At 46.7% G+C, this 22,120-nt stretch carries 19 protein-coding genes and 1 tRNA gene; 11 read left to right on the top strand and 9 right to left on the bottom strand.

Translation table 11 applies throughout. The annotated features are described in order from the left end of the window. The first annotated feature begins 48 nt into the window (after nucleotides 1–48). Entirely contained in the window at nucleotides 49–366 is a 318-nt protein-coding gene (gene flgM / locus BCT27_RS17080) for a flagellar biosynthesis anti-sigma factor FlgM (protein WP_017009333.1), read from the top strand. A 6-nt stretch (nucleotides 367–372) separates the two neighbouring features. After that, on the top strand, nucleotides 373–804 hold the full coding sequence (locus BCT27_RS17075; RefSeq protein WP_102396333.1) for a flagella synthesis protein FlgN: 432 nt from the start codon (nucleotides 373–375) through the stop codon (nucleotides 802–804). A gap of 114 nt (nucleotides 805–918) precedes the next feature. On the opposite strand, the gene BCT27_RS17070 is transcribed toward BCT27_RS17075, so the two are convergent. Together BCT27_RS17070 and BCT27_RS17065 are read right to left on the bottom strand one after the other, a co-directional pair. Continuing rightward, nucleotides 919–1,347: an LPP20 family lipoprotein gene (locus BCT27_RS17070; RefSeq protein WP_017009331.1), complete on the bottom strand. Its 429-nt coding sequence runs from the start codon at nucleotides 1,345–1,347 to the stop codon at nucleotides 919–921. A 41-nt stretch (nucleotides 1,348–1,388) separates the two neighbouring features. Continuing rightward, nucleotides 1,389–2,024 (bottom strand): FlgO family outer membrane protein, encoded by a 636-nt coding sequence (locus tag BCT27_RS17065; RefSeq protein ID WP_102396332.1) that lies wholly within the window; start codon nucleotides 2,022–2,024, stop codon nucleotides 1,389–1,391. Nucleotides 2,025–2,232: 208 nt separating this feature from the next. Between BCT27_RS17065 and BCT27_RS17060 the strand changes: the two genes are divergently transcribed. Next, entirely contained in the window at nucleotides 2,233–3,366 is a 1,134-nt protein-coding gene (locus tag BCT27_RS17060; protein WP_102260470.1) for a flagella assembly protein FlgT, read from the top strand. Nucleotides 3,367–3,446: 80 nt separating this feature from the next. Further along, nucleotides 3,447–3,522, top strand: a tRNA-Arg gene (locus BCT27_RS17055). A gap of 202 nt (nucleotides 3,523–3,724) precedes the next feature. On the opposite strand, the gene BCT27_RS17050 is transcribed toward BCT27_RS17055, so the two are convergent. The 6 genes from BCT27_RS17050 to ligA all read right to left on the bottom strand — a co-directional run bounded on the left by BCT27_RS17050 (nucleotide 3,725) and on the right by ligA (nucleotide 12,508). Further along, entirely contained in the window at nucleotides 3,725–4,393 is a 669-nt protein-coding gene (locus tag BCT27_RS17050) for a YccT family protein (RefSeq protein WP_102396331.1), read from the bottom strand. Between the two features lie 180 nt (nucleotides 4,394–4,573). Continuing rightward, the gene (locus BCT27_RS17045) at nucleotides 4,574–5,620 is read right to left on the bottom strand and encodes a porin (RefSeq protein ID WP_102318274.1); all 1,047 of its coding nucleotides are present in this window, start codon (nucleotides 5,618–5,620) and stop codon (nucleotides 4,574–4,576) included. A 497-nt stretch (nucleotides 5,621–6,117) separates the two neighbouring features. Further along, entirely contained in the window at nucleotides 6,118–7,539 is a 1,422-nt protein-coding gene (gltX, locus tag BCT27_RS17040) for a glutamate--tRNA ligase (protein ID WP_102396330.1), read from the bottom strand. 554 nt (nucleotides 7,540–8,093) lie between these two features. Next, the gene (locus tag BCT27_RS17030; protein WP_102318272.1) at nucleotides 8,094–8,744 is read right to left on the bottom strand and encodes a YccT family protein; all 651 of its coding nucleotides are present in this window, start codon (nucleotides 8,742–8,744) and stop codon (nucleotides 8,094–8,096) included. A 188-nt stretch (nucleotides 8,745–8,932) separates the two neighbouring features. Continuing rightward, nucleotides 8,933–9,973, bottom strand: a complete 1,041-nt coding sequence (locus tag BCT27_RS17025) for a porin (protein WP_102396329.1) — start codon at nucleotides 9,971–9,973, stop codon at nucleotides 8,933–8,935. A 525-nt stretch (nucleotides 9,974–10,498) separates the two neighbouring features. Next, nucleotides 10,499–12,508, bottom strand: a complete 2,010-nt coding sequence (gene ligA, locus BCT27_RS17020; RefSeq protein ID WP_102396328.1) for an NAD-dependent DNA ligase LigA — start codon at nucleotides 12,506–12,508, stop codon at nucleotides 10,499–10,501. Nucleotides 12,509–12,737: 229 nt separating this feature from the next. Between ligA and BCT27_RS17015 the strand changes: the two genes are divergently transcribed. From BCT27_RS17015 to secF, 3 genes are all read left to right on the top strand, one after another. Next, nucleotides 12,738–13,214 (top strand): hypothetical protein, encoded by a 477-nt coding sequence (locus tag BCT27_RS17015; protein WP_102396327.1) that lies wholly within the window; start codon nucleotides 12,738–12,740, stop codon nucleotides 13,212–13,214. Nucleotides 13,215–13,371: 157 nt separating this feature from the next. Beyond that, nucleotides 13,372–15,186, top strand: coding sequence for a protein translocase subunit SecD (secD, locus tag BCT27_RS17010; RefSeq protein WP_102396326.1), 1,815 nt, complete (start codon nucleotides 13,372–13,374; stop codon nucleotides 15,184–15,186). Nucleotides 15,187–15,188: 2 nt separating this feature from the next. Continuing rightward, nucleotides 15,189–16,085 (top strand): protein translocase subunit SecF, encoded by an 897-nt coding sequence (gene secF, locus BCT27_RS17005; RefSeq protein ID WP_102391989.1) that lies wholly within the window; start codon nucleotides 15,189–15,191, stop codon nucleotides 16,083–16,085. Between the two features lie 231 nt (nucleotides 16,086–16,316). Here the strand turns inward: secF and BCT27_RS17000 are convergent, their stop codons facing one another. Further along, nucleotides 16,317–16,547 carry a hypothetical protein gene (locus BCT27_RS17000; RefSeq protein ID WP_102318266.1) on the bottom strand — a complete coding sequence of 77 codons (231 nt, stop codon included), beginning with the start codon at nucleotides 16,545–16,547 and terminating at the stop codon, nucleotides 16,317–16,319. 231 nt (nucleotides 16,548–16,778) lie between these two features. On the opposite strand from BCT27_RS17000, the gene BCT27_RS16995 reads away from it, so the two are divergent. The 4 genes from BCT27_RS16995 to BCT27_RS16975 all read left to right on the top strand — a co-directional run bounded on the left by BCT27_RS16995 (nucleotide 16,779) and on the right by BCT27_RS16975 (nucleotide 22,066). Next, the gene (locus tag BCT27_RS16995) at nucleotides 16,779–18,890 is read left to right on the top strand and encodes a protein-disulfide reductase DsbD family protein (RefSeq protein ID WP_102396325.1); all 2,112 of its coding nucleotides are present in this window, start codon (nucleotides 16,779–16,781) and stop codon (nucleotides 18,888–18,890) included. Continuing rightward, nucleotides 18,883–19,419, top strand: a complete 537-nt coding sequence (locus BCT27_RS16990) for a protein disulfide oxidoreductase (RefSeq protein ID WP_102396324.1) — start codon at nucleotides 18,883–18,885, stop codon at nucleotides 19,417–19,419. Before BCT27_RS16995 ends, BCT27_RS16990 begins: the two co-directional genes overlap by 8 nt. Before the next feature lie 19 nt (nucleotides 19,420–19,438). Next, complete coding sequence (locus BCT27_RS16985; RefSeq protein WP_102391991.1) at nucleotides 19,439–20,179, top strand: DsbA family protein; 741 nt, start codon at nucleotides 19,439–19,441, stop codon at nucleotides 20,177–20,179. 315 nt (nucleotides 20,180–20,494) lie between these two features. Continuing rightward, on the top strand, nucleotides 20,495–22,066 hold the full coding sequence (locus tag BCT27_RS16975) for a lytic polysaccharide monooxygenase (protein ID WP_102396323.1): 1,572 nt from the start codon (nucleotides 20,495–20,497) through the stop codon (nucleotides 22,064–22,066). The last annotated feature ends 54 nt before the right edge of the window (nucleotides 22,067–22,120 follow it).

Here is a 22,120-nt window from a genome sequence, read left to right as displayed (position 1 = left end):
GCCGATACTGTGAGCAACAGAAGGTTCGGGCATTTAAAAGGTTTTATTATGGCAAGTATTGATCATTTGCGTTCTGGTCAACCCATTAACACGAACAGAAGCAATCAAAACAAAACGCAAAATGCAGCAGCGGAAACAGGCGCGGCGAGTGATGTTCGCCAAACCCGAGGTGATGCATTTTCAATGAGCGATGAGAGTCGAGCGATTGGCGCTATGAATCAACAAATGGCAAGTGAAGCACATTTTGACAGCGCGAAAGTCGCTGCGATTAAAGCCGCCATCGCAAACGGATCTTACAAAGTCGATGCAGACCGCCTTGCGGCCAACATCATGAAGCACGAAGATGAGCTTCGTAGTATCAAGTAATTGACGATGCCTGACGAAACGCTCACGTTCGAACAACAACTCAGCGCACAAGCTGAGGACGTCAACGCATTACTTGACGTGATGCAAGCCGAAACATCGGCGATTGCTTCTCGCAAAGCAACGGATATTGACGCCCTCGCAAAGCAAAAGCTCGCTTTGATAAATGCCATACGTCAACGCGACCAATTTCTTGCTCGATGCCCTGAGCTCGCCTCTCCTTCTGACGAAACAAAAGACCAGATCATCAACATTCAAGACGTTCTCACTCAATGCCACCAGCAAAACGAAAATAACGGCATTGCCCTTCAGCGCGCTCAGCTCAGCATGCACAAGCTTCGTAATTTATTTCAGGAAGCCACAGGGAAAAGTGAAATGACCTATGACAGTGAAGGTCAAGCGTCTGGCAGCCGCACGCTCGGTACCAACATAAAAGCGTAAGTTAACGTTCAAGCTTCCCGTTTTAGAACAAAACATCAGAATAGAAACCAAATAAAAAAAGCAGCCCATGGCTGCTTTTGTCGTATTCAACAGTATGACGCGAAAAGAGCACGCTTAGAAAATGATCGCGTCGTTACGAGGCACATGGTGAGACTCACCGTATTCCGTCATCTTCTTCATTTTGCGTAGGTTCAACTCAAGCTCTGTGACGTAGCTGTCGCCCACCTGATAAGTGCTCACAACTTCCGCAGCACGAATGATGCCATCGACCGCACCGTGGGTTTTATCAATGCCTAGCGCTTGATCATCCACTTGTGTCAGCCCGCTTACTCGAATGCCGTAAACCTGTTCGGATAATTCTTTATACGCTTCGAGTTTTGATGCGCGCATGGCGCGAAACTGTTTTTCTTCTAGGGTTTCACCACGCTGAGCGGTGACCGACGCGGTACCCACAGCAGTAAGCACTTCATCAGAACGAATACGTGTAATAGGCTGACAAGCATTGAGCAGCATTACCATTGTCAGCATTAGCCAAATTTTCATGTGAACTCCACTCATCAATCTTGTTTGTTCGTTTTCGCCTATCAAGGCTTCAATGTGACGGTATCCGACACGTGCTTGCGTTTGTCGCCACGAATAATAACGCCATCAACAATGCGCACTTTTCGCAGTGTATCAATGTCTCGCCCGATGCGATCTGCAGGCAAGAAGCCTTGCGCGGAAGCCACTACAACGCGTGAACGCATGCCAACAATGCGCGCATTAACCAATACCCCGCCGCCTTGACGCAACATGGTGCCCGTCAGCACATAGTCAATTTGCTGTTCAGGGTTCAATTCTTTCCAGTTACGGCTAAGGGTGAAATCACCTTCAGGCGTCACACGGATGGCCCCAGTGGTTTTAAAATCAATGACCGTAAAACCACGACGCTGCATTTGGTAGATCATACCTTCTGTCACAGAATTGCCGAGCCAGTTGGTTTCATCCATTTCTTCGACGTCAACAAACGACACCACTGCCATCGGCGTTCTTGCCGTCAGGTAGTTATTTGTCTCAAGCAATTCGGTCGCCAAACCATCGAGAAAATAGTCGAGAGTGTGCCGAGGTGTTTGTTGCAACAGAAATTGGCTCCCCGGATACGGTTCTTTACCGTTATAGATCGGGTTGTACGCACAAGATACGGTTGCGAGACTCAGTAATATCACTATCCAGTTTTTCATTGTCGTCTGGCTCCGGATACGTTTAACGCCTGATATTCCACCGCATCAAACGTGTGAAATTTCAAATCCATTTATCGCACCATTTTTTGGGAACATTATTTGCATCTATACGGTTTATTCGTGCAATGTATTGCTAACCGCGTTGCCGCTTTTACTGCGATGTATTTTGGTCTAGCAATTTTTATACCTACTATTGGATATCAGGGCTATGCGTAAAAAAATTCTTAAGCCATTGGTTGCTTGTATTGCACTTTCAGCACCGTCAGCCAACGCGGCATGGTATGAGGTCACTGGCGTCAGCACCATTTTAGAGAACAAAGACCAAGCCCGAGAACGCGCGCTTGAAGACGCCATTTATCAGGCGATGAAATTCTCGGGTGCCGACATCGCTGGCCTAACAGCAATCCGTCCTTACCTCAAAGAGACCCGCAACGACTATCAATTCAGCGGAAATGAGATTCGCCACGTCCAAGTGCTTAAATCCAAGCAATCTGATGGCGTCATAAAATTGACTGCTCGGGTTGATATTTACCCAACGGCAAATGCTTGCCACAAGAACCAATACAAAAAAGGGCTTGTGATGGGGCGCTTTGACATTGTGTCTCCAGACCATGCGGCACTCGGCGGTATTTTCCGCTTCGGTGATGACTTCACCGTTTTGCTTCAACGTCAGTTTGAAACTCAAGCACAAAGCTTTGTGGTTCAAGGCATTACGCCTCATGCCATCTCCCCTACCCAACCTGATGTTGCCACCATGATCGCAGAAGACACAGGTGCACAATATTTACTGGTTGGGAACATCACAGACATGTCAGCAACGATCGATACCAAGGTATTGAGAAAAGACAAAACCAACCGACAATTGGCATTGTCTGTCGATGTGATCGACGGAAAGTCGGGAGACGTGATTTATCAGAACCTGTATCGCGATATCGCCGAATGGCCTTTTGAGCGACACAGCAAAGTCGATACCAAAACCGCCCGTTTTTGGACATCCGCTTACGGTGAGATGGCGCAGCGAATGAGCAGAAACGTGTTGCTAGATTTAGAAACGCATTTGGCGTGCCGCGCAACGACACCAGAAGTCGTGCAAATTAACGGTCAGAGAGGGCAAATTAATGCCGGACGTGTTCATGGTGTGAAGTATGGTGATGAGTTGTCATTGTGGCATAACGCGTCTTTTACCGACCAATACGGTACGCACCGCACCCAGCTCAAGAAAAGTGACATGCTACTCACCGTCACACGCGTGTATGAAAACTCGTCAGAAATCTCTATCTCGCCAGTGGAACTCGGTTCAAGTGTACAAATTGGTGATATGGTGACCAAACACACTCAATAACGTCAGATACCCCTTAACCTGATCTCGTATTTAGGTATACTGGCTTTCGGCGCTGCATAATCCCACCTTGCAGCGTCAATGCTCCTATAGCTCAACAGGATAGAGCAGTCGCCTCCTAAGCGATCGATCGGGGTTCGAGTCCCTGTGGGAGCGCCATTTTCAGTCAATCAACGCTCAAAAACACATCCAATCAAATGACACCTAAGCAGATAGTCAATGCTCATGATTGGTGATGACGATATCCTCACTTTTCAAGATTCGCCTCTAGTCTTACATCGTGTGTTACTTGCCACTTTAAACAAGAAAAGGCCTCGTCGATGACAAAGCCTCTGCTCGAAAAACTATTCAACCATCAATGTTATTTTACGTTTTGTACTGCCCAAGATAGGAAGGCTTTTTGCTGCTCTGGTGACATACGTAAAAAATCAGCTTGAAGTAGGATAAATGAATTGTTCGTCACTTCTGAAGGCGCTGTTGTGGCTGTTGTGGCCTTTGTAGCACTAACAGGTGCACTAGCCTTAACAGCAACCTCTGAGGTTTCAACAACGGTTTGCACACTTCCTTGCATTCCATTCTTTTTGTTGTAGAGAGCTAAATCTCTCGCAAGGTCAGGTAAAATACCAGGGCCTCTCAATAAGATCCCCTGATGAAACTCAACGTGATTTTCGCCTTCAATTCTAACTGAGGGCTTTTGATCGAATCCACTGATATCACGCTCAGACTCGATTCTACGGGTTGGCGCAAACTCAAACTCGGTATCACTTGCATCAAAGGTAACGACGATAGGGCGAGAATTAAATTTATCATGAGAACTGCCATTAGGCAGTAATTTACTCATGCGGATAACAAGTTGGTTTTGACCATTTGGCAATACTTGCTCTTTCTGTGTTCCAAAATTAAAACCCAGCTCTTCGCCATTTATCACCATAAACTCAAGGTCACGATGCAGTTTTACGGTCACATCAGCAATAGCACCTGAAGATACTGACAGCGCTACTAGCGCGAAAACATATTTTAAAAATTTCATTAGAAAACCTTCTAGCCAACTCTAAAACTAACGTTCAACTTTTAACACAAATCCACGCGTCTATGTAATATCGACTTTTAAAATTCAACCCAATTTTGAACACAGGTACATATAGAAAAAAAGCGAGCCAGAAGGCTCGCTCTAATATTAATACTTACTTAACATCTGAAAAATTTCAGCTTAGAAGTAGTATTCAGTACCGATCATGAAGCGAGTACCGCTTCCTGCGTTTTCTTTGTCGTTCAGCATTTCATAGTTACGAACGTCTGCGTACAGTACCCAGCTTGGTAGTGCGTACAAAATACGACCAGTGATTGCAGTTGAAGAGTTGTCAGCAGTTGCTTTGTCAGATTCGAAAGACTCTGCATAACCTACTTTCGCCAACCACTTGTCGCTTAGCCAGTATTGACCAGTCACAGAGATTGCGTCTTGAGAATCAACTTTACCTTCAAGGTCGTTGTTCATCATTTTGTATGCAGCAGTGAAGGTTGCTTTACCAAACCATACGCTACCACCAACCAAGCTGTAATCTACATTACCAGCTTTAGACGTCACGTCATCTGCAGTTGTTTCGTATTCACCTTGAGTGTAGTGGCCACCGTGAACACTGAAGTTTTCGCCAGTGTACGATGCAGATACCGCGATTACAGCAGCATCAGTTGTTGTACCCATGCCGCTCAAAGATGCTTTGTAGTTGAAGCCGCCGTAGTTAGCAGAATCCCAACGCAGCATGTTATCTGCACGGTCTTCGTAGCTAGCGCCGATAGCGTTGTTCCAGTCGAATACGTTACCTAGACCAGGGTTGGTGTGTGGCCAGTCAACGTAATCGTAAACAGGGTTAGTACGACGACCAAATGTCAGAGTACCGATACTTTCGAAATCAAGACCAACGTATGTGTCACGACCACCTAGGATACCGTGGTATTTGTTCCACGGGTCAGTGCCGCTGTCACGGTTGTTCGCGTTACCTGATTCAATTTGCCATACAAAGTTAGGCGCGAAATCATCAAACTCAACAACGCCTTTGAAGCCGATGCGAGATTCAACTTCAACACCTGCGTTTGTGTCGCCTTTACCTGCTGGTTCCCATACTTGGTAAGAAGCCGCTGCTTGACCGTAAAGTTGTACCGCTTGTCCGTGTAGTTCAATTGCTGCGTTAGCAGAAGTAGACATTGCTGCAACAGCAACTGCCATACCTAGAAGTGAACGTTTAAAAGTTTTGTCCATGGAAAACTCCTTAAAAAGTAAATGCCCGGTGAAGAGTTCGTCGCTCTTAGTTGGCCGCCGTGAGCAACGACACCGGTGTTTATTTATTGATTCGATATATCAACGATGTGCAGCTTAATTCGTATCGATTAAAAAAAAACACGCAGCTGAATGAAGTTTGAATTAGTTCAAAGTTAACATCTAAAAGGATATAAACCCTTATTATTCAATAGCTTATTGGATTGTTATTTTGTATAAATATCAACAGTTTTTAGATAAACACTTAGAACAAAGATCTGACTCACACACTTTCTTCTCGAAAAGAAATATCTAATCCAAGATCACTAAAATCTAAACCGCGTAAAGTGAGCTCAGACGCAGAATTCATTTCATTCGAAGGTGAGAAATTGCAAGAAAGCCTATTCATTTGCTTATCGATAGGCGTTGAACAAAGAAAAAGCCCCTCGTAAAAACGAGGGGCTTTCGCGTAGCGAGGCTTAGATTCGTACTATTTGAACTTATTGCACTTCACGTTGAGCAATAAACGCCAATGCTTGTTCAATGCGAGAAACGACGCGCGCTTGTCCAACCAATGCCATCACAGCATCAACCGATGGTGATTGGCCTTGACCCGTAACCGCAACGCGAAGTGGCATCCCCACTTTACCCATACCAAGATCGAGCTCACTGCACGTATCAGCGATCACCGCGTGCAGGTTTTCAACCGTCCATACGTCTTGCGCTTTTACTTTTACGAGTGCGAGTTCAAGCGCTTCTTTAGCAACAGGTCGAAGGTGTTTCTTCGCAGCGCCTGCTTCAAACTCTTCGAAATCTTGGTAGAAGTAGCGACATTGCTCAGCCAACTCGATCAATGTATTGCAGCGCTCACCCACAAGAGCAATAACATCAGCAATTGCTGGACCGTTTTCCGTTGAAATACCTTTAGCATCAAGATGCCATTGAAGGTATTTAGCCACATATTCAGGCTCAGACGTTTTGATGTAGTGGTTGTTCAACCAAAGAAGCTTATCTGTGTTAAATGCTGACGCAGATTTACTCACAGATTCAAGGCTGAACAAGCTGATCATTTCTTCTAGAGAGAAGATTTCTTGGTCACCATGAGACCAACCCAAACGCACCAAATAGTTAAGTAGCGCCTGTGGCAAGTAGCCTTCATCACGGTATTGCATCACGCTCACAGCACCATGACGCTTCGACAATTTCGCACCGTCATCACCCAAAATCATTGAGCAATGTGCAAATTCAGGTACCGCTGCGCCAATGGCTTTGTAAATATTGATTTGACGAGGTGTATTGTTGATATGGTCTTCACCACGAACAACCTGAGTAATGCCCATGTCCCAGTCATCAATAACAACACAGAAGTTGTAGGTCGGACTGCCGTCAGTGCGACGAATGATCAAATCATCCAACTCGCTGTTTGCAATTTCGATTCGGCCTCGAATTTTATCTTCGAATGCAACCGTCCCTTCTTTAGGGTTGCGGAAGCGAATACAAAAAGGAGAACTTTCTGTTGCTTCAGCGTTTGCCGCAATGACTCGCGGGTGATTGGCATCGTATCGAGGCTTAGTACCCGATGCCATCTGCTCCTCACGGATTTCATCGAGAAGATCTTTTGGTGCATAGCATTTGTAGGCTTTATCTTCAGCGAGTAGCTGATCTACCACTTCGTTATAGCGATCAAAACGCTTGGTTTGGTAGTAAGGACCTTCATCCCAATCCAAACCTAACCACTGCATTCCTTCAATGATCGCATCGATTGCTTCTTGAGTAGAGCGCTCAATATCAGTGTCTTCGATACGAAGGACAAACTCTCCGCCAGTATGTTTAGCGTAAAGCCATGAATAAAGTGCAGTGCGCGCACCGCCTACATGCAAGAAGCCTGTTGGGCTTGGAGCAAAACGTGTTTTAACGTTCATGTTAATCCTATTACGTTTGGCAAAATTTGAGTGATGCGGAGAGAGCTCCGTAAGGGCGCTATTGTAAGCGGTGTGACGCGCATGAACAATGATAAGAATGTTTCATGAGTCTTCTCATACGGAACGTCATACGATATTCCAAAAGGAAGCCTTAAAATCATCATGAATAAAATTAAATCTTATTTTTCATCACAAAACACAACATACGTCTAACATGATAAGTGATATGGCTCGCAAAGAGCCAAACAATAGGAGAGTAACAATGAAAAAATTCATGGCTTTGTTTTCGATTCTAGCTTTATCGCTTTCGATCAATTTTTCAGCACATGCAAACAATGGAAGCGGTGGTTCCGCAACTCAGATGGGTCCTCTTGTAACATGCACTTACAGTGACGGCTCAACAAACTATGTACCGTCTATGATGTGTACATATGAAAACGGTACCTTCGTCCGAAACTAAGGCAATCAGTGGTAAATTAGTAGCCAAATGGAAAGAGGCTTTACTTGAAAGTAAAGCCTCTTTGTCCTCGCAAGTCATTCATTCCAGTCACATGCTATTGCACATTTTGAACAGCCCACGATAGAAAGCTTTTCTGTTGCTCCGGTGTCATCCTAAGAAAATCTGCCTGGAGCAAAATAAAACGGTTACCGTCCTTTTCCTGAACTCTGTTCTTCGGTTGCACTGAAGCAGCAATAGGAAGTTCATTCACAACGAGATCGGGACTTGCAACAGTGCTCACCAGAATACCTTCTGTTTTATTAAAAAGCGCCAGATCCCTTTGTATATCGGGCAGAACACCAGGGCCTCGCTGCAACACACCTTGATGAAAATCAATTGCATCTGAACTTTCAATATCGATTGATGGTTTTAGGTCAAAACCACTCACATCGCGCGATGATTCAATTCTACGTGTTGGAATGATTTCTAATTCAGTATTGCTCGCATCAAATGTCACAACTATTGGACGAGAGTTAAATTTTTCGTGTGCACTTCCCTTAGGTAAAAGCTTACTCACTCGAATAACCACTTGATTCTGGCCGTTAGGTACCGTTGTCGTTTTCTGCGTACCTAGATTAAAACCAAGCTCTTCGCCATTGATAACCATAAACTCTAAATCGCGATGCAATTTCACGTTCACATCAGCGAAAGACGCTGAAGAAACAGATAATGCGGCCAATACCAAAACACATTTAATAATATTCATTGTGAAAAACCTCTAGCTAACTCAAAACCGAACGACTTAGTCTTCAGCAAGATTGACGCGTTTGTACCATCACGACTTCTAACTCTCTATCTACCTGAGCGTATTGAAATAAAAATATTGATAGAAAAAAGCGAGCCTTTGCGGCTCGCTCTATTTGAATACTCATTTAAACTTCGATGAAGCTCTGCTTAGAAGTAGTACTCAGTACCAATCATGAAGCGAGTACCGCTTCCTGAGTTTTCTTTATCGTTCAGCATTTCATAGTTACGAACGTCTGCGTACCAAACCATGCTTGGAAGTGCATAAAGAATACGACCAGTGATTGCAGTTGATTCGTTGTCAGTACCTAGGTCTGATTCGAAAGTTTGTGCGTAACCAACTTTAGTTAGCCACTTGTCACTCAGCCAGTATTGACCAGTTACAGAAATCGCATCTTGGTCATCGTTAGCAAGATCATTGCTCATCATCTTATAACCAGCGGTGAAGGTTGCCTTACCAAACCATACGCTACCACCAATCAAGCTATAGTTCACATCGCCTTTCTGGGTTGTTGCGCCATCCGTAGTTTCGTCATACTCGCCTTGCGTGTAGTGGCCACCATGAACACTAAAGTTATCACCGGTGTATGAACCAGCAAGAGAGATAACAGCAGCATCCGTTGTAGAACCCATACCACTTAGTGTTGCTTGGTAATTAAAGCCACCAAAGTTCGCAGAATCCCAACGTAAAACGTTATCTGCACGGTCTTCGTAGCCAGCGTCAATCGCATTGGTCCAGTCAAATACATTACCAAGACCTGGGTTCGTGTGTGGCCAATCAAGGTAGTCGTATACTGCAACAGTACGACGACCAAATGTTACTGTACCAACATCTTCAAATTGAAGACCAACGTATGTATCGCGACCACCTAGGATACCGTGGTATTTGTTCCAAGGGTCAGTACCACTATCGCGGTTGTTCGCATTACCTGACTCAATTTGCCAAACAAAGTTAGGCGCAAAATCATCAAACTCTACAACACCCTTAAAGCCAATACGTGATTCAACTTCAACACCCGCATTCGTCTCTGCGCCAGAAGCTGTTGGGTCCCATACTTGGTAAGAAGCAGCAGCTTGTCCGTAAAGTTGAACCGCCTGACCGTGCAACTCAATTGCTGCATTTGCGCTACCTGAAACCGCTGCAACTGCTACTGCTGCACCCAATAGTGAACGTTTGAACATTTTTTCCATGGAATAAACTCCTAAAAGGGATATCTAAACGTCATTCCATTGCTTTTAAAGGTTGGCCGCCGAAAGCAATGATCTGATTATTCGTTCGTCAAAAATGATAATTTATTCATCACTTTAGATTTATAGAAACCGATTGAACTCTCCCTCAACCGATGTATTCAGCCTACTTCCACGTGAAAAAACATCAATGAGAACTTTATTTGTTATTAAAAAAATATGACTCGGTGCAAAGTTCCAGCCATGTTCGTGATCAAGATCTCCATTTTATATAAAAACATCAAGTTAAAAACATAAAATGATTAATTTCAAACACTTAAATAAGCAATTACATTGATACAACTGGGAATTTTTCAATCTTGACGATCTAGATCACAAGAAAATATTCTCCAAAGAGGAACGGGTAATCATTAATGAAACATGATATTTCTCTTAAAGAATTATCTGCCTCATGGACTCATTGTTTTCCGAGCACAAAAAAAACGCCAGTCATAGACTGGCGTTCGTGGGCGAAAAAAGCGTCGAGATTTAGGAGAGCAGTTGCATCATTCCATCTTCATCTAAGATATCGATACCGAGATCTTGCGCTTTGGTCAGTTTGGAACCCGCGGCTTCGCCCGCTATCAAAAGGTCAGTTTTCGCAGAGACACTGCCTGTCACTTTCGCACCTAACGCTTGAAGTGCCGCTTTGGCATCAGAACGAGACATTTGAGACAGTGTGCCGGTTAACACAACCACTTTTCCATCAAGCGCCAAAGAGACACTTTCATCTCGCGCAGCAATTTCAGGCCAATGAATACCCGCTTCCAGTAACGCATCAATCGCCTCTTTATTTCTCTCTTCACCGAAGAAAGAAGTGACATGTTTAGCGACGATAACACCAACATCTTGAACGTTTATCAACGTTTCTTCCGTCGCTTCTCGAATCGCTTCAAGCGTAAAGAAATGGTTCGCGAGGTTCGCCGCTGTTGCTTCACCTACTTCTCGAATACCCAATGAGTATATAAAGCGCGGCAGCGTGGTTTCTTTCGCTTTGTTCAGTGAATCAACAAGGTTTTGTGCCGATTTAGGCCCCATGCGCTCTAGCATGGTGACTTGGCCTGCTGACAACTTGAATAAATCCGCAGGGGCTTGAACCAATTCTTTATCAATCAATTGCTCGACGATTTTATCGCCCAAGCCGTCAACATCGAGCGCTTTACGCGATGAGAAATGCTTGATGGCTTCTTTACGCTGAGCGCGACAGATCAAACCACCAGAACAACGCGCAACAGCTTCACCTTCAATGCGTTCAACATGCGAATGACACACAGGGCAAGCTGCTGGGAAAACAACGTCTTTCGCGTCATCAGGTCTTCTGCTCTCAACCACATTTACGATTTGTGGAATAACATCTCCGGCACGACGAATAATGACGGTATCGCCGATTTTTACGCCCAAACGCGCAATTTCGTCTGCGTTGTGCAGCGTGGCATTAGATACTGTCACACCGCCAACGAAGACTGGATCAAGCTTGGCAACAGGCGTAATGGCCCCGGTTCGACCTACCTGGAATTCAACATCCAATAACGTGGTGATTTCTTCTTGTGCTGGGAATTTATAAGCAATGGCCCAACGCGGCGCGCGAGCAACAAAACCCAATTGTTCTTGCGTTGCAATGACATCAGCTTTAATCACGACGCCGTCGATTTCGTAAGGCAGCGCGTTTCGACGTTCCATGATGTCTTGATAGTAAGCAATCACATTATCTAGCCCGTTCACTTTCTTCACTTCAGGGCTCAATGGAATGCCCCACTGACGAAGTTGCTCTAAACGGCCAATGTGTGAATCGCCAAACGCTTCAGACATGACACCTACCGAGTAAGCATAAAAGCGTAAAGGACGGGTTGCGGTAACTTTTGGATCCAGCTGACGAAGGCTGCCAGCCGCGGCATTTCGAGGGTTTGCGAAGGCCTTTTCACCTTTTTTTAGGTTTTTCTCATTCAGCTTATCGAAGCCATCTTTGAGCATAAACACTTCGCCGCGCACTTCTAAGCGTGCAGGCCAGCCTGAGCCTTGAAGTTGCAGTGGAACGTTACGGATCGTGCGGGCATTGTGCGTAATGTTTTCACCCGTCGCACCGTCACCACGGGTGGCCGCCTGTACTAGCACGCCGTTTTCGTACATCAAACTCACCGCGAGACCGTCCAATTTAGGCTCACAGCTATATGTAAAATCAGCCGTGTCGTTCAGTCGGTCTTTCATGCGCTTTTCAAACGCTTTCAGTTCGTCATCATCGAACGCATTGTCGAGCGATAACATTGGAATTTCGTGACTCACTTGAACAAACGCACTTAATGGCTGACCGCCAACACGTTGACTCGGAGAATCTGCAGAAACCAACTCAGGGTGCTCTGACTCCATCGCCAGCAATTGCTGCATCAAACGGTCATACTCCGCATCAGGAAGCTCTGGCTTGTCTTCTACGTAGTAAAGGTGGCCATGATAATTAAGCTGCGCTTTCAGCGCTTGCAATTGTTGTTGGATATCCGAGGTCATCAATTCAGCCCAGTCAGTCTTCTTCACTCAAACGACGAGTAAAGGATAAATAGAATTAGGCCGTAGTATAACCTCAAGCTTATCTGCGTTGCAGTTACACAATGTCGAAATTCACCGATGTTGGAGAAGGATTAACCGATTTTCAGATTCCTCACAAAGCCACATTCATTGCTTGTTGAAAGCAGCACTCGCCAGTAATATGAAACCGAATTTATGAGTGAGTCCTTGTATGTGCCGTTCTTGGAATAAACAACGAAGTCTATTGGGCGTTTTGCTCAGTTTGCTACTCGTCTGTTTTTCTGCTGGCGCATCCACGTCTTTCGAACGACAAACGGCAGTGTCGGACCTTTCGATTCTCGTTTTTTCACCCGCGACTCACCACCAGCAAGATGCCACAGAATCACAAAACGATGCTCATCTGGAACATCGCGCGCCTGCAAAATCCATTGCTCCCGGTTTGTCATCCATTCTTCGAAACGGCTCTTTTCTGCCTGAGCGATTGCACAACTCGGAACCTAACTACGAACTCGTCTTTGATTTCGAACCTTCAAGCATTCCATCACGATTGCAGCATGTGCACGTTTCTTCACGCCATTGGCACGATTGGACGTTAAGAGGTCCCCCTTCCTCTTTGCACCGTATTTCAGGATGGAAGGATTCCAATCTGCTCTATCGGTTTATCAGCCAAGCTGACTCCACGTCTTAATTCTTTTCTTTGAGCATCTCGCTCACCGCTTTTGCACGTTTGAACACCAGCCTCACGCGAACTTAGCGTTTTGGCGGCTCCTTACGTGCCATAAATTGATACCAATCTGATTGGTATAAGACAAAGTTGCTGGCCGATTGCCAGTGAGACGATTGCTATGCAGTTAAAACCAAAACGAAAGACCGTGCTGAATCATTATCCGGCATGGAAATACGTCGTTCTCGTGACGACCATCATCATTATGCTTCTCAGTGCCCTTCCTTCTTGGTTTGGTGAAGAGGCGGCCGTTTTCATCAAACATAAAGACAATGGCATCACCCCTGTCGCACTGAAACAACAATTGGATGCACACAGCGTCGATGTGAAACGCATTGACCAGAAAGGCAACAGCACCACCGTTGTCCTGCAAGATGTTGCTGATCAGAACAAAACGAAAAGTATTCTGACGGAGTATTCGAACAAAGACGACATTGTCACGCTAGGTATGGTCCCAGCGGCCCCGAGTTGGTTGCTTGAGATGGGTTTCAAGCCCATTAAGCTTGGGCTCGATTTACGTGGCGGTGTGCAGTTCCTGCTGGATGTAGATATGCAGCAAGTATTCCGTTCTCATGCCGACCAAGCAGCAGATTCTGTCAAAGCGTTTGCTCGCGAAAACCGCATTAGAGGCCTGCGTGTTCATCAGTCAAACGCCGATGGTTTCGTCGTTAATGCGCCATCCGACGAGGCACAACGTGCCGTTCGACAACACCTTCGTGAACAATTCCCGCAATGGGACGTACAAGGTAAAGGTGATTTGGGCTTGTCCGTCAGTCTAAAAGAGTCAGAAAAACAAACCCTCACCAACCTCACAGTGCAGCAAAACCTGCAAACCATGCGCAGCCGCATTGAAGAATTGGGCATCACTGAGGCCGCTGTTCAGCGTCAAGGTGAACACCGTATTCGTATTGAATTACCGGGTGTTCAAGACCCCGCAGCCGCAAAAAATGTCATTGGCGCAACGGCAAGTTTGGCTTTCTATGAAGTGAAAACATCACCGACGCCGGGTTCAATGATGATCCCTGATGACAACGGTGCACCTGTTTACGTGAGCCGCAAACCGATCCTATCTGGTGAGCACATTGTGGATGCACGAGCAGGAATGGGCGAAATGGGCACGCCAGAAGTGAACATTTCACTGGATGCCTCAGGCGGAAAAATGATGTCTGACTACTCGGCAAAGCACATTGGCGACCCAATGGGAACGGCCTATAGCGAATACAGCCGAGACAGCAAAGGCAATGTTGAACAAACCAACACCATCATCAGTATTGCGACGATTCAATCTCAACTGGGTAATCGCTTCCGCATCACAGGAGTGGGCCAACTTGATGAAGCCCAAGATTTAGCGCTGTTGCTGCGCGCTGGCTCACTGACCGCCCCCGTCACCATTGTAGAAGAACGCACCATTGGTCCGTCTTTGGGTGCTGAAAACATTCAAAACGGCTTCGCGGCGCTGGCGCTTGGCATGGGGTTAACCTTACTGTTCATGGCGGTGTGGTATCGCAAATTGGGTTGGGTGGCGAACCTTGCCCTTCTCGTCAACATGGTGATGTTGTTGGGTCTGATCGCGTTACTGCCTGGTGCAGTTCTCACGCTTCCAGGTATTGCAGGTCTCGTGCTCACTATTGGTATGGCCGTTGACACCAACGTACTTATCTTCGAGCGCATAAAAGAGAAAATGCGGGAAGGAAGAAGCTTCGCGCAATCCATTGATCTTGGCTTTAGCAGTGCGTTTGCCACCATTTTGGACTCAAACATCACCACGCTAATTTCTGCCGCAACTTTGTACGCAATCGGTAATGGTCCTATTCAGGGCTTCGCCCTCACGTTGGGGCTAGGTCTATTGACCAGCATGTTCACGGGTATTTTCGCTTCTCGCGCGGTGATTAACCTATTTTGGGGTAAAGATGCGCGCCGTGATGTGAGGGTATAACCATGATGACAATGAAAAATATGACCAAATGGCGCCATGCAGGCAGCTTGTTCTCTTGTGTAGTGATGCTGATTTCCATTTTCACGCTCGCCACGAAAGGCTTGAACTATGGGTTGGATTTCACCGGCGGTATGATCAGTGAAGTCAAACTGGACAAAACCCTAACGGCAAAAGACATTCAATCCCATTTAGAAACCGCGTTAAACCAGCCAGTTTCCGTGGTAGAGGCCGGTGACCCAGGTCAGTGGGTACTTCGTTACGCCGCACCTGAGACGTTAAGCGGTCAACCAGAGATCAAAACGCTACTCAGTGGTTTTTCAGACAACGTAGAAATGCTCAACGTCAGTCTAGTCGGCCCACAAGTGGGGCAAGAATTGGCGGAGCAAGGGGGATTGGCGGTACTGATTACGCTGTTGGTCATCCTTGGCTACTTGAGCATGCGTTTCGAATGGCGACTGGCGTCGGGGGCGTTACTGGCCTTGGTTCATGACGTGGTATTACTGTTAGGTTTCTTCTCGATGACGGGGATGGAATTCAATCTCACCGTGCTAGCTGCATTGCTGGCAGTATTGGGTTACTCACTCAATGACTCCATCATCATTTCGGACCGCATTCGCGAACTGTTAAAAGCCAACGTCAGTCTGCCAATTGCTGAATTGAACAACCGCGCCATTGTTTCTACCTTGTCGCGCACTTTGATCACATCGGGTACAACGCTGATTTCTGTGGGCTCGCTGTGGTTACTCGGAGGAGAACCTCTATATGGATTTTCCATTACCATGTTTATCGGTATTGTCGCGGGGACATGGTCAACCATGACCATCGCCACCATTATCCCTGAACTGACGCATCTTGGTCCTCAACACTATGCGCCTGCGACTGTGTCTGATACGCCATAGAAGCTATTCACCATAACCTTTTCGCTCCATCTGTCAGGCCCAATTCTTTGGGCCTGACTGCTTTTTACCGCATGCAACCTTCTGGATTTAGATGTTTTTATAAAAAAACACTGAACAAACATTCCCAATCTGCGTCCAACCGTGTTCAATAGAGAGAGTGACCCAAGCAACCTGAAGGTGCAGGATGCTGAATGTTTGGGTATAAACGACAGATTCGATAACACAGAGTTTTCAGATGTTGCGACAGATTAAATCCATCACACGTGCGCAGTGGGCACTTACCTTTATATGGTGGGTGGTGTTTGTGTGTTTGTCGCAAAACGCTGGGATATTCAATGCCTGCAACACGAACAATGCAGCTCTATCAATCGAAGGGACGTCATCAGCGCCAAGTGCCTTACTGACATCGAACAAAGACACAACGGCTTCGGCGAGTAATTGCGAGCTTTCTGAAAATCTCATTCAGCTATCTCCGTCATCGTGGGAATCAGCCACATTGACCATGTGGGTGTTGGCATTCGCCCTAACTGCATGGTTGCTATCGACATCGACATTTGTTCCAAAAACCATAGAACCCATCCCTCCGCCCCGGCGATTACACCTCACGTTTTGCGTTTTTAGAGAATAAACACATCAAACACTGGCACTCGCTAGACGTTTTTATGTTTGTTTTATTTTTCTAGGAATACACCCATGCACGTTTTAAAAGCACTCTCACGAACGCTACTCTTGCTCATCGTGAGTTTGAGCATCGCGTTATCAGCAGTCATGACTGCGCATGCAGAAAGCCCCTCAACAGGCTGGCTAACCAACCCTCAACACCCTCCGCTTAGCACCCGCATCGTGCTAACGGGCTCAACCAACCCTGATGCCAATACCTTTGATGGCTTTTTAGAAGTCCAATTAAATGATGATTGGAAAACCTATTGGCGAACGCCAGGTGAAGGCGGTATCGCGCCGAGCTTTGATTGGCACGCATCAGAAAACATCAAAGACATCGATTGGCACTGGCCTGCCCCTCAGCGTTTTGACCTTTTAGGCATTGATACCCTTGGCTACAAAGGCCACGTTATTTTCCCGCTAACGTTTACGGCGCAGGATATTCAGCAGCAAGTGAATATCAAAGGCAAGGTCACGGTATCGTCATGCACAACCGTGTGTGTACTCACCGACTACCCCATTGATTTCACAGCAACACCAGCGGCCTTGAAAACTGACCCGCAGGCACTTCACTTATTCGCACAAGGCATGAGTAATGTGCCTCAGTCTTCCCCGCTCATCGAAGGGCTATCTGTCATTTGGGATGACAATGCGCAGCAGGTAGAGGTCACTGCAAAAAAAGCGACCGGTTGGCACTCGCCGGATGTATTGATTGATGGAAACACCGACGCCGTTCAGGACACTTTTTTTTCCGTTCCCCACATTCAAGTGACGGGAAACACCTTACGCGCACGCTTTGATGCAAGCAGTTGGATGGGAAAGCCAGAGTTAGCCGATGAAACGCTCAAGGTGACATTTCTCGATGACAGCTTTATCGCAGAGCAACCGTCGACAGTGCTGAAAGGCATTGCGACCACGTTTTCTCAACCGTCATTTTTCACTGCAATGTTGTTCGCTGTAGTCGGCGGATTGATTTTAAACATCATGCCCTGCGTCCTACCTGTCCTCGGCATGAAGCTCAGCAGCGTGGTATCCGCACAAGGACTGGAAAAATCGCAGATCCGACGCCAATTCATTTCCTCTGCGATGGGAATTCTTTTCTCGTTTTGGGTCATTGCTGCACTAATCAGTGCCCTGAAACTCACGGGACATGCTTTTGGTTGGGGGATTCAATTTCAAAGCCCATTCTTCATCGGCGTGATGGTGGCGGTGACCGCTATTTTTGCCGCCAACATGCTTGGCTTGTTTGAAATCCGCCTTCCCAGCACGGCAAATACTTGGCTTGCCAGCAAAGGAGATAACTCTTACGTCGGCCATTTCACGCAAGGCATGTTTGCTACCTTGCTCGCGACACCCTGCTCAGCGCCTTTTTTGGGCACGGCCGTCGCCTTTGCTCTCACCACGAACTACCTCATGCTGTTTGTCATTTTCACCGCATTGGCATTCGGTATGGCAATGCCTTGGTTGCTGGTTGCCGCAAAGCCATCCATTGCTCAGCGTTTACCCAAACCCGGGCGTTGGATGAACATTTTAAAAGTCACTTTCGGTGTGATGATGCTTGCCACCAGTATCTGGTTAATGTCATTGCAGAAAAACCACCTTTCTTTTGGTTGGGTAATCGCCATTATTCTCGCAGTATCGATGCTTTTTCTATGGCGAACATCATCAGTATACGGGAGAAAAACAACGGTTATCGTCAGTGCGCTTGCCATGGTGTTGCTTGTGGTTGGCATAGTAACGGCAAGCTTAACAGCGTCCAAATGGGCCACGCCGCTGCCCGCCGATCACACTTGGGAGAAACTTTCCTCCGCCCAAATCAGTCACTATGTCGGTCAAGGTATAACCGTCTTTGTTGATGTCACGGCAGATTGGTGCATCACCTGCAAAGCCAACAAGATTGGCGTGTTGCTTCAAGATCCGGTTTACAGCGAACTTAACGGTGAAAACATCATACGAATGCAAGGCGATTGGACCTCACCCAGTGATTCCATCACTCAATACCTGCAACGCCACGGCAGATATGGCGTGCCCTTCAATATTGTTTATGGCCCCAATGCACCAAGTGGGATCCCTCTACCTGTGATCCTTTCCAACGATGCCGTACTCAATGCCATCACGCACGCAAAAGGAACATCTTATGAGTGACAACACGCCACAGAAAATGGAACCCAAACGTAAATGGAAGAACCCCAAATGGTGGCTTCGAGAGTTTGCGACTTTAGTGGTTCTTTTCAGTGTGATGGCATTTGCGATGGATTGGTGGCGAACCCAAGACATGCCAAAAGGCGCAGTGCCAGCAATGCCAATGACGACACTATCCGGCGAATCCATTGATCTCGTTACCCTCAGCCATGAAGAACCAGTTGTGCTGTATTTTTGGGCGACATGGTGTCCGGCCTGCAAATTTGTCACGCCAACCGTTGACTGGTTTTCTGATTCTTACCCTGTGGTATCCGTTGCGATGACGTCAGGTAACAACCGCCGAATTCAAGCTTATCTCGAGAGTCATGACCTTCATTTTGATACCATCAACGACGAGAAAGGGATCATTGGACAAACCTGGGGCATTCAAGCCACACCTACCATCGTCATCATTAAAAATGGCAAGGTTGAATCTATAACAACAGGCATTACTACGCCGCCGGGTCTGCTGGCTCGCCTGTGGTTTTCCTAACAATTGATGAGTTAAAAAGATGAAAAATACATTGTTTTCGATCCTGTTGGTGATGATCGCCACCTTGACCTCTTTCAATGCAGTGTCAGAGACAGCGTTGAATAAAACGCAGCAACAGCAATTGAATGCCATCACTACGCTGCTTCAGCAAAACCCTGACATTATTCCAGGTTTACACCAAAGCCTGACGCAATACGTCGCGCAGCAACAAGGCATCAAGGGCATACTCACCGCCAACCATGACTACCTCTATAGCAACCCCAAACATACGCAGTTCGGCGCACCGGAATCCAAGCTCACCATCGTGAACTTTACCGACTACAACTGCCCTTTCTGCAAACGCCTCGATCCGGTTTTGCATGACATGGCCAAAACCTACCCAGACATAAAAGTGGTCAACATTTATGTGCCGCTAAAAGAAATGGACGCCCCCTTGTCTGACATGAATTCAGCGGCATTTGCACTGAACGTATGGCAACAAGCGCGTGATAAATATTTCGATGTTCACCAGTTACTCCTCACCAAACCTAGTGCTCATGATCAACGCTCTTTGGCACGTATCGCTGATAAAACGGGGACGCGAGATCAACTCAAACAACACGATGCTACCGTCGAGATGGTTGAGAAAAACGTTTCTCTATTCCAGCAACTTGGCCTGCGCGGCACACCAGCCATGATCATTGGCGGTGATGTTGTACCGGGCTACTTGCCCGCTGAGAAGCTTGCGCCGTTGATTGAGGCTGCTCTAGACAAACATTGATCAATACCGAGTGAGGAAGGTTCTCTCCCTCACTCGGTTTCCTCCTTCCCTGCCTTCATGCTGACCCTTTCAAACAATGCCATTTTTCTTCCATATCTCTCAATATGTTAAGCCAGATTGCGCTGCGTTTACCGCCACGACTGTTTAGTGATTTACCTTCCTGTTTACGAAGAAGATTTTCATCCTTTTGAAAAAAATCGCTTTCTTTTTCGAGCCACTTTTTAATTGTGATAACAAAGAATTGAAGCGTTTTTAATAATTGCGCACACCAAGGAGGCAATCACTAAAACAACGAGAAACACAAAAGGAAGGAACATGTTACGTACTCGATTACTCCCCTATATCGCGATGGCTTCAGCTGTTTCAGCAGCGGCAATTCCGCACACGGTATCCGCACATGGGTATATGGATTATCCGCCCGCACGACAAGAAATCTGCGACAGTGATGGCGGCTTCTGGGATGCTGCAGACGGCTCAACCATCCCCAACACAGCCTGTCGCGCTGCGTTCTGGGAATCCAGTTGGATACCCTTTATTCAAAAACATGAGTTTGCCAAGCTTGCCTCTGATTACACCAACCAAGCCGCCGTTGAAGAAGCCATACCAAGCGGCGCTCTGTGCTCTGGTGGCGATCCTGATAAAGCGGGTATTGATTTACCGTCTTCAGAATGGCAATCCACGCCCATCGATCCCGCCGCTAATGGCAAACTGACGCTGCTTTATCATGCCGATACGCCGCACAACCCAAGTTTCTGGAAGATCTACTTATCAAACGCCAATTACAATCCGGCCTCGTCACCACTGGCTTGGTCTGATATTGATTTAATCGCTGAATTCGATGACTTGCCCGTTGTCGTGATCAACGAGAAGAAATACTACCAAATGCAAGTAACCCTCCCGACAGATAGAACAGGCAATGCAGTGCTCTTTTCACGCTGGCAACGCGTCGATGCGGCAGGGGAAGGCTTCTATAACTGCAGTGATATCAGCTTTGGCGGTGATGTTGTGGCACCAACATGGAACAGCATCGGCAGTGCGATTAAATCCACCACGGATGCTTCTGCTGGCGACACCGTGTGGTTCCGCGTGTTTGATGGTTCAGGTGCTGAGACGGTATTCGAAAAGCTGCCAATAGACGCTAGCAATGACGTTGAAACCGTGTGGGGTGGGCAACTCGCTGACACAGTCAACAACACATCATCAAGCGCGCGTTTGGGTAAATTGGCAGAAGACGGCACAGTCGCTTGGGACAGCAGTGACCTCTATGGCAACTTGGTCTTTGTGAAAAACACCAACCACAGTTTCCAATTGGAAGTGAAAAAAGCCACCGTTAATTCTGCACCTGTTTTGTCAGCCCCTGCCTCAGTCTCCGTTGACAGCGGTCAGGATGTTCAGTTCTCAGTGTCCGCGACGGATGCAGATAACGACCCTGTAGATTTCACCCTCTCCGCAGGTAGCTTCTCGATTCAAGGAAACACAGCCACTGTGACTTATTCAGCACCGGACACTCTTCAGGATCTGCGCCAGCAAATTCAAATTACAGCGACAGATGGCCAAGCAACCGTATCAACGATCGTTGAAATTGCAGTAATAGGCAGTGGTCCCGTAGGACAAACAGATTGGAGTGCCAATAGCGTGTATCTGGCGGGAGATTCAGTAAACCATCTTGGTACGCAATACACCGCACTGTGGTGGACGAAAGGCGAAGAACCTGGCACCTCCCCAGTATGGTTGGCACAAGCAGATGGTAACAATCAAGCATGGAGCGAAGGCATTGCTTACTCAGCGGGTGATATCGTAATGTTTGAACGCGCAAGTTATGAAGCGAAATGGTGGACGAAAGGCGATCTTCCATCAAATGGCGGGCCTTGGAAACGCGTGAAGTAAAAGACAACCATCAGGTGATTTTCCAAAAAAAACCATAAAAAAACGCCCCCAAAG

Origin of the sequence: Enterovibrio norvegicus (genome assembly GCF_002876705.1) — a bacterium.
In the GTDB taxonomy this organism is placed as follows: Bacteria; Pseudomonadota; Gammaproteobacteria; order Enterobacterales; family Vibrionaceae; genus Enterovibrio; species Enterovibrio norvegicus_B.
This window is presented reverse-complemented; position numbering and strand designations above follow the sequence as displayed.

Bases quoted from the DNA above. Each gene is read 5' to 3' on its own strand.
- flgM (WP_017009333.1), top strand. From the start codon at position 49: ATGGCAAGTATTGATCATTTGCGTTCTGGTCAACCCATTAACACGAAC.
- BCT27_RS17075 (WP_102396333.1), top strand. From the start codon at position 373: ATGCCTGACGAAACGCTCACGTTCGAACAACAACTCAGCGCACAAGCT.
- BCT27_RS17070 (WP_017009331.1), bottom strand. From the start codon at position 1,347: ATGAAAATTTGGCTAATGCTGACAATGGTAATGCTGCTCAATGCTTGT.
- BCT27_RS17065 (WP_102396332.1), bottom strand. From the start codon at position 2,024: ATGAAAAACTGGATAGTGATATTACTGAGTCTCGCAACCGTATCTTGT.
- BCT27_RS17060 (WP_102260470.1), top strand. From the start codon at position 2,233: ATGCGTAAAAAAATTCTTAAGCCATTGGTTGCTTGTATTGCACTTTCA.
- BCT27_RS17050 (WP_102396331.1), bottom strand. From the start codon at position 4,393: ATGAAATTTTTAAAATATGTTTTCGCGCTAGTAGCGCTGTCAGTATCT.
- BCT27_RS17045 (WP_102318274.1), bottom strand. From the start codon at position 5,620: ATGGACAAAACTTTTAAACGTTCACTTCTAGGTATGGCAGTTGCTGTT.
- gltX (WP_102396330.1), bottom strand. From the start codon at position 7,539: ATGAACGTTAAAACACGTTTTGCTCCAAGCCCAACAGGCTTCTTGCAT.
- BCT27_RS17030 (WP_102318272.1), bottom strand. From the start codon at position 8,744: ATGAATATTATTAAATGTGTTTTGGTATTGGCCGCATTATCTGTTTCT.
- BCT27_RS17025 (WP_102396329.1), bottom strand. From the start codon at position 9,973: ATGGAAAAAATGTTCAAACGTTCACTATTGGGTGCAGCAGTAGCAGTT.
- ligA (WP_102396328.1), bottom strand. From the start codon at position 12,508: ATGACCTCGGATATCCAACAACAATTGCAAGCGCTGAAAGCGCAGCTT.
- BCT27_RS17015 (WP_102396327.1), top strand. From the start codon at position 12,738: ATGTGCCGTTCTTGGAATAAACAACGAAGTCTATTGGGCGTTTTGCTC.
- secD (WP_102396326.1), top strand. From the start codon at position 13,372: ATGCAGTTAAAACCAAAACGAAAGACCGTGCTGAATCATTATCCGGCA.
- secF (WP_102391989.1), top strand. From the start codon at position 15,189: ATGATGACAATGAAAAATATGACCAAATGGCGCCATGCAGGCAGCTTG.
- BCT27_RS17000 (WP_102318266.1), bottom strand. From the start codon at position 16,547: ATGAGATTTTCAGAAAGCTCGCAATTACTCGCCGAAGCCGTTGTGTCT.
- BCT27_RS16995 (WP_102396325.1), top strand. From the start codon at position 16,779: ATGCACGTTTTAAAAGCACTCTCACGAACGCTACTCTTGCTCATCGTG.
- BCT27_RS16990 (WP_102396324.1), top strand. From the start codon at position 18,883: ATGAGTGACAACACGCCACAGAAAATGGAACCCAAACGTAAATGGAAG.
- BCT27_RS16985 (WP_102391991.1), top strand. From the start codon at position 19,439: ATGAAAAATACATTGTTTTCGATCCTGTTGGTGATGATCGCCACCTTG.
- BCT27_RS16975 (WP_102396323.1), top strand. From the start codon at position 20,495: ATGTTACGTACTCGATTACTCCCCTATATCGCGATGGCTTCAGCTGTT.